Origin of the sequence: Pontibacillus marinus BH030004 = DSM 16465, from assembly GCF_000425225.1 — a bacterium.
In the GTDB taxonomy this organism is placed as follows: Bacteria; Bacillota; Bacilli; order Bacillales; family BH030062; genus Pontibacillus; species Pontibacillus marinus.
Genome location: NZ_KE384332.1, coordinates 1 through 9953, shown reverse-complemented (window position 1 = coordinate 9953; position 9953 = coordinate 1). Strand labels below are relative to the sequence as shown.

Annotated in this window: 8 protein-coding genes; 2 read left to right on the top strand and 6 right to left on the bottom strand. The window is 39.8% G+C overall.

Translation table 11 applies throughout. The annotated features are described in order from the left end of the window. Positions 1-204: 204 nt before the first annotated feature. From pyc to glsA, 4 genes are all read right to left on the bottom strand, one after another. A complete protein-coding gene (pyc, locus tag H514_RS0117730; RefSeq protein ID WP_027448151.1) occupies positions 205-3648 on the bottom strand; it encodes a pyruvate carboxylase in 3444 nt (1147 codons plus the stop codon). Then, the gene (locus H514_RS0117725; RefSeq protein WP_027448150.1) at positions 3636-4841 is read right to left on the bottom strand and encodes an FtsW/RodA/SpoVE family cell cycle protein; all 1206 of its coding nucleotides are present in this window, start codon (positions 4839-4841) and stop codon (positions 3636-3638) included. The genes pyc and H514_RS0117725 overlap by 13 nt, the downstream gene beginning before the upstream one ends. 209 nt (positions 4842-5050) lie before the next feature. Continuing rightward, positions 5051-5332 carry a YlaN family protein gene (locus H514_RS0117720; RefSeq protein ID WP_027448149.1) on the bottom strand — a complete coding sequence of 94 codons (282 nt, stop codon included), beginning with the start codon at positions 5330-5332 and terminating at the stop codon, positions 5051-5053. A gap of 112 nt (positions 5333-5444) precedes the next feature. Next, positions 5445-6377: a glutaminase A gene (gene glsA / locus H514_RS0117715; RefSeq protein ID WP_027448148.1), complete on the bottom strand. Its 933-nt coding sequence runs from the start codon at positions 6375-6377 to the stop codon at positions 5445-5447. 83 nt (positions 6378-6460) lie between these two features. On the opposite strand from glsA, the gene H514_RS0117710 reads away from it, so the two are divergent. Next, positions 6461-6952 (top strand): hypothetical protein, encoded by a 492-nt coding sequence (locus tag H514_RS0117710; RefSeq protein ID WP_027448147.1) that lies wholly within the window; start codon positions 6461-6463, stop codon positions 6950-6952. A gap of 56 nt (positions 6953-7008) precedes the next feature. On the opposite strand, the gene H514_RS0117705 is transcribed toward H514_RS0117710, so the two are convergent. Then, positions 7009-8337 (bottom strand): PhoH family protein, encoded by a 1329-nt coding sequence (locus H514_RS0117705; protein WP_027448146.1) that lies wholly within the window; start codon positions 8335-8337, stop codon positions 7009-7011. 123 nt (positions 8338-8460) lie between these two features. Here H514_RS0117705 and H514_RS0117700 point away from each other — a divergent pair, with 123 nt between their 5' ends. After that, complete coding sequence (locus H514_RS0117700; protein WP_027448145.1) at positions 8461-9057, top strand: YhcN/YlaJ family sporulation lipoprotein; 597 nt, start codon at positions 8461-8463, stop codon at positions 9055-9057. A gap of 33 nt (positions 9058-9090) precedes the next feature. Here H514_RS0117700 and H514_RS0117695 read toward each other — a convergent pair whose 3' ends face one another. Further along, positions 9091-9396 carry a hypothetical protein gene (locus H514_RS0117695; protein WP_027448144.1) on the bottom strand — a complete coding sequence of 102 codons (306 nt, stop codon included), beginning with the start codon at positions 9394-9396 and terminating at the stop codon, positions 9091-9093. Between the last annotated feature and the right edge of the window lie 557 nt (positions 9397-9953).

The window sequence follows — 9953 nt, the reverse complement described above, 5'->3', positions numbered from 1 at the left end:
CCCCAGCACTGCATAAATGCAACGGACTCCTCTCAGTTTCAAGTCTTCAACAATCCTGCCATAATACGGAATAACTTTTTTCTCCAGTTGACCTAAGAGAATAAGTGAAAATAGTTAGCCAATTAAAAAGCAGTTCAATTGAAGGGTATGTCTTTCATGTACTCCAACATTGAACTGCTTTAATCATCACATTAGTGATCGTTCTTATTCAAATTCGATTAACAAATCACCTACATGGATGGCTTCATTGTTTTTCACATAAATATCTTTCACTTTACCATCGAAAGGAGCTTGAACAGTGGTTTCCATCTTCATAGCTTCTGTAATCATGAGATGGTCACCTTTCTTCACTTTTTCTCCTTTTTCTGTGATTACTTTAACAACTGTACCTGGCATTGTGGCGCCAATGTGTTTTTCATTATTTTTATCTATTTTTGGACGCTCTTCAACAGATGCTTTAATGCTTTCGTCCTTCACAATTACTTCACGTGGTTGACCATTTAGTTCAAAGTACACTACACGGTTACCATCTGGTTGCGCTTCGCCGATTGATACAAGTTTTACGATTAGGGTTTTCCCTTGCTCAATCTCCACTTCAATTTCTTCACCTAAGCGCATGCCATAGAAGAATGTAAGTGTATCAAGTACAGACATGTCACCGTACTGCTCATAAAACTGATGATAATCCATGAAGACTTTTGGATATAGTGCATAAGTGATCATATCGAAGCTTGTTACTTGGCGATCAAGCTTATGGAATAGTGTTTCTTTGAGATCATTAAAGTCTACAGGATCCAGCAACTCACCTGGTCGTTCTGTAATTGGCTTTGTGCCCTTTAAGATAATGCGTTGAAGCTCTTGAGGGAAGCCTTGATATGGTTGACCAAGGTAGCCTTTAAAGAATTCGATAACCGAGTCAGGGAAGTCAATGGTTTCGCCCTTCTCGTACACATCATCTTCTGTTAGGTCATTCTGCACCATGAATAGCGCCATATCCCCAACCACTTTTGAAGATGGTGTTACTTTTACAACATCTCCAAACATATCGTTTACACGACGATACATTTTTTTCACTTCATCCCAACGGCTTTCTAGGCCAACAGCTTTAGCTTGTTGTTGTAAGTTACTATACTGTCCACCAGGCATTTCATGTTCGTACACTTCAGAATTAGGCGCCATCATTCCACTTTCAAAATCCTGATAATATCGACGAACATCATGCCAATAGAGTCCAAGGTCTTCATAAGCTCGCACATCGATATTTGGCTTACGCTCATTGCCTTCTAATGCATAATACAAGCTGGTAGCACTTGGTTGTGATGTAAGGCCTGACATTGTACTAGCCGCTACGTCAACAGCATCTACCCCTGCCTCAATGGCTCTTGCATAAGTGAAGATACCGTTACCACTTGTGTCATGCGTATGCAGGTGGATTGGGATATCAACAGATTCTTTTAGTGTTGAAATTAATTGATAGGCTGCCTCTGGCTTCATTACACCAGCCATATCTTTTATTCCTAAGACATGTGAACCTGCATTTTCAAGTTCTTTTGCAAGGTTTTTATAATAATTAAGATCATATTTCGGACGAGATGGATCTAAAATGTCTCCTGTATAACACATAGCTGCTTCAGCTATTTTTCCGCTTTGGCGAACAGAATCAATCGTTAGCGTCATTCCTTTGACCCAGTTTAAGCTGTCAAAAATACGGAAGACATCAATGCCTGCGTTGGCACTCTTTTCAACAAACTCTTTAATCAGATTATCTGGGTAGTTTTTATAGCCTACTGCATTACTAGCACGCAGTAACATTTGGAATAATACGTTCGGCATCTTTTCGCGTAAATGAAGAAGACGCTGCCAAGGATCTTCCTTTAAGAATCGATAGGATACATCAAAGGTAGCACCTCCCCACATCTCTACTGAAAACAGATCAGGTAGCATACGTGCAGTTGGTTCAGCAATGTTTTCTAGATCCTTTGTACGGAAGCGTGTGGCCAATAAAGATTGGTGTGCATCACGGAAGGTTGTATCCGTGTAAAGCACTTCTTTTTGCTCTTTCATCCATTTGGCTACCGCATCTGGCCCCTGCTCATCAAGCAACTGTTTTGTCCCTCGAGGAATTTCTTCAGAATACTTTACGTCAGGAAATCTAGGCTTATTTAACGCTGGTTTTTTCTTATTCTCTACACCCTGGAACCCATTAATTGTTGTGGAACCTATGTAGGATAACATTTTTGTTCCGCGGTCCTTACGCTTTGGAAATACGAACAACTCAGGAGTTTGATCAATAAATGTTGTATCATAACTTCCTGTTAAGAAGCTTGAATGTTGAATTACATTTTCCAAGAAAGGAATGTTCGTTTTTATGCCTCGGATACGGAATTCCTTTAGGTTACGGACCATTTTGTTCGCTGCTTGCTCAAAGCTTAAAGCCCATGTGCTTACTTTAACGAGTAAGGAATCGTAGTAAGGAGATATAACCGCTCCCTGATAACCATTCCCTGCATCTAAACGTACACCAAATCCACCACCAGTACGATAAGCCATTATCTTACCAGTGTCCGGCATAAAGTTATTCAACGGATCTTCCGTTGTTACACGTGATTGAATCGCATAACCATGTGTACGAATATCATCTTGCTGGGGGATACCAATCGGTTGTTCATAAAGGTTGTGACCTTGAGCAATTAAAATTTGAGTCTGAACAATATCTACACCTGTAATAAGCTCTGTAATCGTATGCTCAACCTGAACACGTGGGTTTACTTCAATAAAGAAGAACTCGTCGCCTGATACAAGGAACTCCACTGTACCAGCATTAAGGTAGTCTATATTGTTCATAAGTTGAACAGCTGCATCACAAATTTCTTCACGTACCTTCTCATCAAGGGAAACGCTCGGTGCCACTTCAACAACTTTTTGGTGACGTCTTTGTACAGAACAATCACGTTCATAAAGGTGGACGATGTTCCCATCTTTATCTCCCAGGATTTGAACTTCAATATGTTTCGGGTTCTCTACAAGTTTCTCAACATATACATCATCGTTCCCAAAAGCTGCTTTAGCTTCTGATTTTGCACGATCATAACCTTCTTTTAACGCAGCTTCACTTCGGACAATACGCATACCGCGACCACCGCCACCAAGAGCTGCTTTAATCATTAATGGATAGCCATGTTTCTCACCAAAAGCTTGTACCTCTTCAAAATTAGATACAGGTCCATCAGTACCAGGGATTACTGGTATACCAGCATCAACAGCTTGATATCTCGCTTTAACCTTATCGCCAAACATATTTAGATGTTCACTTGTTGGCCCAATGAACGTTATTCCTTCTTCTTCACAACGACGGGCAAAATGTATATTCTCGGATAAGAAACCATAACCGGGGTGGATGGCATCTACACCAACACTTTTGGCTGTTTCAATAATCCCTTCAATATCCAAATAGGCATCAATCGGCTTCTTTCCTTCTCCAATTAAGTATGCCTCATCCGCTTTATAGCGATGGTACGAACCAGAGTCCTCTCTTGAATAAACGGCAACTGTACGTATATCTAATTCTGTACAAGCACGAAATACACGTATGGCAATTTCACCGCGATTTGCTACTAATACTTTGTTGATCTTGTTTATCTCACCCATTGTCGTCTTCCTCCTTTAAAACTCTGTTGACTAGTTCTCTCCGCTGTTGGTTTCTGTGTAGGTTGTGTAGTCGTATAACTTGTGTTGTCTTGTGCTTTTACTTGTTTAGCTATATTGTTTAAAATCCCTACTGATGCAAATAGAACTAATAGAGATGAACCCCCATAACTTACAAAAGGTAATGGTACACCCGTGATTGGCAAGATACCACTAATGGCACCCATATTAATAAAAGCTTGAATTCCAATCATGGATGATATACCAATTGCCAAGAGACTGCCGAAAGCATCATCACACTTCCTAGCAATGAACAGCCCCCGTAATACAATAATTGAGAGAGAGCCAATAACAAAAAGAACACCAAAAAGCCCAAGCTCCTCTGCCACAATAGCCATAATAAAGTCAGTATGTGGTTCTAGTAAGTACCCTAGTTTTTGTACGCTATTTCCTAAACCTTCCCCACTCAAGCCACCTGTTCCAATTGCTATAAAGGATTGAATAAGGTGATACCCTTCATCCTCAGGTAATTGGAATGGCTGATAGGCCCCCGTAAAACGTTCAGAGCGTTCCTCCGTTTTCATACCAGGCACCATAATGATCGTGATGAGTGCTGTTAAAACACTCAAAAGAAAGATGTGCTTGAATCGGATTCCTGAACTAAGTATAACCACACTTGCAATCATAAACACGATTGCTGCAGTTCCAATATCAGGTTGCATACCTATAAGTCCGAGCACTCCAATCGTAACAGCTAGTGGTGGCAAAACAGCTTTTGCAAAGTCCCCTATATAATTTTGCTTTTTAGCAAATACAGAGGATAAATACATGATTAACCCAAGCTTAGCTACCTCAGATGGCTGATAACTAAATACGCCTAAGTCAAACCAGGATTTTGCGTTTCCTACATTTTTACCAAAAATTAAGACACCTATCAAAGAGAAAAATACAAACATTACGATGAGCTTCATCCATTTTTGATATTTTTGATAGGGAACAGCCACCGTAAAGAGGAATACGAGTGATCCTAAAAACACCCATTTTATTTGTTGGAATAAGTAATGGTCACTTGCATATCCCCATTTCACTACAGCATAGACCATGGAAGCACTATAAATCATCACAACGCCAAATGCAGTTAAAATCAGTGGTGTAAACATCAATGTAAAGTCATAGTTTTTCCAAATTTTCTTCATTCTGTCCATCCTTATGTAGAACCCATCTACCAAAATGGTAGTGTGATTCAAATAGTTTATATACTTTTTACTAGATTAAAGCACCAAATTCCTTCAATATTCTTAAAAATTTTAATAAGATTACTCTATCATCCCCAACTTTAGATGGAGAGGGGTAAATAGTAAAAAAACTCAAATTATCACCAGATGGTGTAATTTGAGTTTTCACTTCATGACTTTTGTGAAGCTTCGTGGAGTGCATTCATTTCTTGCTCTAAATTTTCGAGAAGCGCTTTCCCGTCCTCTTCACGAATAAGACCTAGACGAACAGCAAAGTCAATTTCTCGGGATAGTCCGAACATTTGTGTATCTAAAACCTCTTCATATAGAGGGCATTGCGGCATTGTTAAGTTATCCATCTGAACTTTTATAAGCCTTGCAATTTTATCTGCATCAGCTTTAAGAAGGTCATAAGCTTGTTGACGATGATCCACCGCTACTTCAGATGACATGGGAAATCCCCTCCGATAAAACATACTTTCTTCTTACTATATTAGCGGTTATGGCTATAAATTGCAAGAAAAGATCTCACTTCTGTCGCTAGATTTTAAACACAGTAATAGTCTAAAAAATAGATAAATCCATTCGGCTAGATAGCGTTTCAAGCAATTGCATACCAACCACACTATTCCCTTTTTCATCAAGAGCTGGACCAAATACCGCGATTCCTCCAAAGCCATTTAAAGCACCTACTATGGCTCCAGAAACACCACTCTTTGCTGGTATGCCAACCCTAATGGCAAAAGATCCAGAAGCATCATACATCCCGCAGGTCACCATAAATGTCTTGCAAATCCGAGCCAAATGCTTCGGAATGATTTGGCGACCTGTTTCTAAATCTTTTCCCAAATTTGCAAAAACAGCTCCAATTCTTGCGAGTTGTTTAATATTTACACATATTGCACACTGTTTCGTATAAGCATCAAGCAACTCTTCGACACTTCCATCAATAACGTGATGCTGTTTCATAAAAAAACTTAATGAACGATTCAAATAAGATGTTTCGAATTCTGAGGAAGCAACTTCTTCATCATAACGTATTGTATTATCATTCGTCATCTCATGAACCAGACTAAGGAGGCGTCCTACCTTCTCGTCCGGTGTTATACCATGGATCATATTCGTGATCGCAAGAGCCCCTGCATTAATCATAGGGTTCAATGGTTTTGAAGGGTCTTCCTCTTCAAGTTTGGCTATCGAATTAAACGGATCACCTGTCGGCTCCATACCCACTCTCGAAAAGACGTAATCTTCTCCCTGGTCCATCAATGCTAAAGCTAATGCTAAAACCTTGGATATACTTTGTAAGGTGAAAGTCGTTTCTAAGTTCCCTGCACCTACACAGTCTCCGTCAAGATGGAAAATACCTACAGCAATATTTTCTGGATCTTGCTTCGCTAAAGCAGGTATGTAATCAGGGACACGCCCTAACGAGGTCAATGGTTCAGTCTGTTTCAGCCATTCTTGTAATTGTTCTTCAGAGACTTTTTTATTCAATTTCTTTCCTCCTTAATGCATGTAACGCCAATATTCGATATACTGTGTGTAGATTCTTTTTACATAGTGGAAGGTGGAAAACCATGATTATTCAATTAACGGGTAATGTACAACATCCGATCACATTAGATCCAACTGTATGGATTTTTGACGATCGTAAAGTATCTTTTGAGGAAGCGTTCACATCCGCTTCAGAACAAGAAAATAATGACGAGGATGATATTCGCAAAGCTTCTCAGATTTGGGACAGAGAAGTGTATCAGCAAAAGTTAAATCCTCCGATCAATAAAAGCATTTCTACATTTGAAAAGAAACAAATCTTAGATGGCACCTTTGTGATGCCAATACACCACTTTTTAGGCAATGCACAACTTCATGATAACGCAAGCGGTGTATCGTTGGAAACAATTAACGGTAATCATAGCATAACCGTTGACCAACTTCAGAATGCTCAATTATTATTTGCTGTTGACGGAAAACCCATACAGGAAGAAGGTCCTGTACACATTTATTTCGGAGACGGTTCTAACCAAGAAGAACCAATTAAAGGTGTTAAGAAGATCGTAGTGGAATAAAACCAGGAATTAGAAAACAAAAAAATCAGGCCTCTACGCCTGATTTTTTTGTTTGTTTATAAAAAGTCTGCAGCTAATTGAGCTAATGGTGAACGCTCCCCTTTTACTAGCTTAATATGTCCACTCAATTTCTGATCTTTGAACTTCTCAACGACATGGATGAGTCCGTTGTTGAACTCGTCTAGATAAGGATGATCAATTTGATGCGGATCTCCTAAAAGGACAATTTTACTTCCTTCCCCAATACGAGTTAGTATGGTCTTCACTTCATGCTTCGTTAAATTTTGAGCTTCATCAATCAAGATTAACTGATCCGGGATGCTCCTCCCCCGTATGTACGTGAGAGCCTCAACCTGGATTGACCCTATTCCAGACAAAATATCATCTAACTCCCCTGGTTTCTTTACATCAAATAAATACTCAAGATTATCATAAATTGGTTGCATCCACGGACGTAATTTTTCTTCTTTCTCTCCAGGCAGATAGCCTAAGTCTTTCCCCATTGGTACAACGGGTCGTGCAACAAGCAACTTTTTGTATAACCCAAAATCCTCTATTTGCATGAGTCCTGCAGCTAAAGCTAATAGCGTTTTACCCGTACCAGCTTTCCCTACCATGGTGACTAAAGGAATATCTTTTCGCAATAAGAGTTCAAGCGCCATTACCTGTTGCGCATTCCGAGGCCGTATTCCCCACGCTTGTTCGTTTTGAAAGCGACACTTCTGTAATAGTCCGTCCTTATGACGAACCATTCCAATAGCTGAATGAGAAGGATTTGTCCTATTTTTTAAGATAATAAATTCATTTGATTGCAATGAGTCCATCAGAATTTGTTGCAAATCCAATTCACCTGTTTGAAAAAATAAATTGATTTCGTCCTCATTTACGTATAACTCTTTAAAGCCGTTATAAATGGAATCCTCATGTACAGCTCTTTCACTTAAAAAATCTTCAGCAATTAGGCCAAGTGAATCAGCCTTAATACGCATTAGCATATCTTTGGATACTAAAATAACTTCCCTACCGGTATTCTTATCTGATTGTTCAAGATGTAAATTTAATGCCACTGCTAATATCCTGTTGTCATTCGTGCGTTCCAAGAAAACTTCTTCAAGCTTCGTGAAAGACTTGTGATTCAACTCTACACGTAATATTCCTCCACTTTCTAACCTAACACCTTCATGCAGCTTCCCTCGAACTCTAAGCTTATCCATAATCCTTGATACTTCTCTTGCATTTCGTCCAATTTCATCCATGTTTCTTTTCTTTGAATCCACTTCTTCCAGAACAACTGAGGGAATCAAAACCTCATTGTTTTCAAACGTATAGATTGACCTCGGATCTTGCAATAATACGTTTGTATCTAACACATAAATTTTTTTCATTAAGCCGCCTCCTGAGTCATTAGTCTACATAGTTTGGCATGGCTTCCTGATATATCTATATGCTCGAGTGTATAAAGTTAGACGAACTTCAAAATATATGAACAAATAAAAGGAGGCAAAATGATGCGATTTTTCATCCTAGCAATTGTTCTAATAGGGCTTGTGGCTTGTCAAAATCAAGAGGAAGAGGCCCTTCCTGAACAAGAAAATAAATCCCCTACTATTCAAGTGAAAGATTCTGACCCTGTTCCGAAAGATCAAAATATGCGTGGCAATAAAAGAGCAAAACACCTAGCTTCAGTTGCTCGCGAAGTTCCAGATGTGAACCAAGCAACTGCTGTTATTGCAGGACCTTATGTCGTAGTAGGAATTGATGTGGATAAAGACCTTGATCGTTCCCGTGTAGGTTCAATTAAATACTCAGTTGCAGAAGCACTGAAAAAAGATCCTTATGGGAAAAATGCTGTAGTCATTGCTGATGCGGATGGATTTGAGCGCATCAAAGCAATGGGACGTAAAATGCGCCAAGGTTACCCTATCCAAGGCATCACTGATGAACTAGCTGCCATCGTAGGCCGTTATATGCCTGAAGTTCCTATTCGACAGAACAGACCTTCTGAAGGAGATCAAAATAAAAAGACCATCCCTGAGCAACAAGAACAAGAGTTAGATCAAATGCAAAACGATCAGTCTAACAATTATAAAAATAAGACGCCATAAGAAGAAAAAAACGCCGTAGATCCAATTAAGGATCTAGGCGTTTTGTTTGTCTTGAATCTTCTCTGCTTCTTCTTCTTTAATTTTATTATAGTATTGGACTCCAAATTGAGAACCTTCATCAACCATCTTCGTATTTTCAGTATGGTCAAATTCAGGTACACCTGCTTTTTCAACAGGAAGATCGCTATTATCATCTTTTTGAAAGTTTTCACGAATGTTGTCTGTGAATGACTTAGCCTTATCTTTTAGGTCAGTTCGACGCTTTTCATCTTTAAGCAAATACGTAAGGGCACCTGCTCCGATAGCACCTACGCCTGAATAAATCCAACGCTTTTTCATGAAATCATCCTTTCTGTCATTCTTATATATCCATACCCGGTTCACATGAAATAAAACATATCAAATTTGATCTAACAATATTTACCTTCACTTACATTATAGCCCCCTTATCTTGAAGACTTGGTTTCGAGATAAAGTGCGTATGGTTCCGTTGCTTTTGTGCAGATCGGCGGGCTGTGGGGGGGGTTGGTTTCCTGCGGACGAAGCGCCGATCCTCCTCATTCGCAAGCTCTCTGCGGGGTCTCGTCACTCCGTCCGCTGGAGTCAACCCGTTCCACAGCCCACCTTTGCAGAATGAAGACTAACGGAACCGCCGTAGTTCTGGGAGAGGTTGTTCTGATTCCAGTAGTATAATCCTATCATGACAAGGGTGTGAGCAACTTCTATGAATAAGAATTCCAATCCATATGAGGTGGGAAAGTCCAAATACTGGTCCGTTAATCTCCATAATCGCGTGGAGGGAAGGAAACGGCAAACTGTCGTGGTAACAAAGGGAAGACGAGACCCCGCAGGCACGAGGAGGCTCGGCTTTTCTTCCACAACAGGCTTGCCGTTTC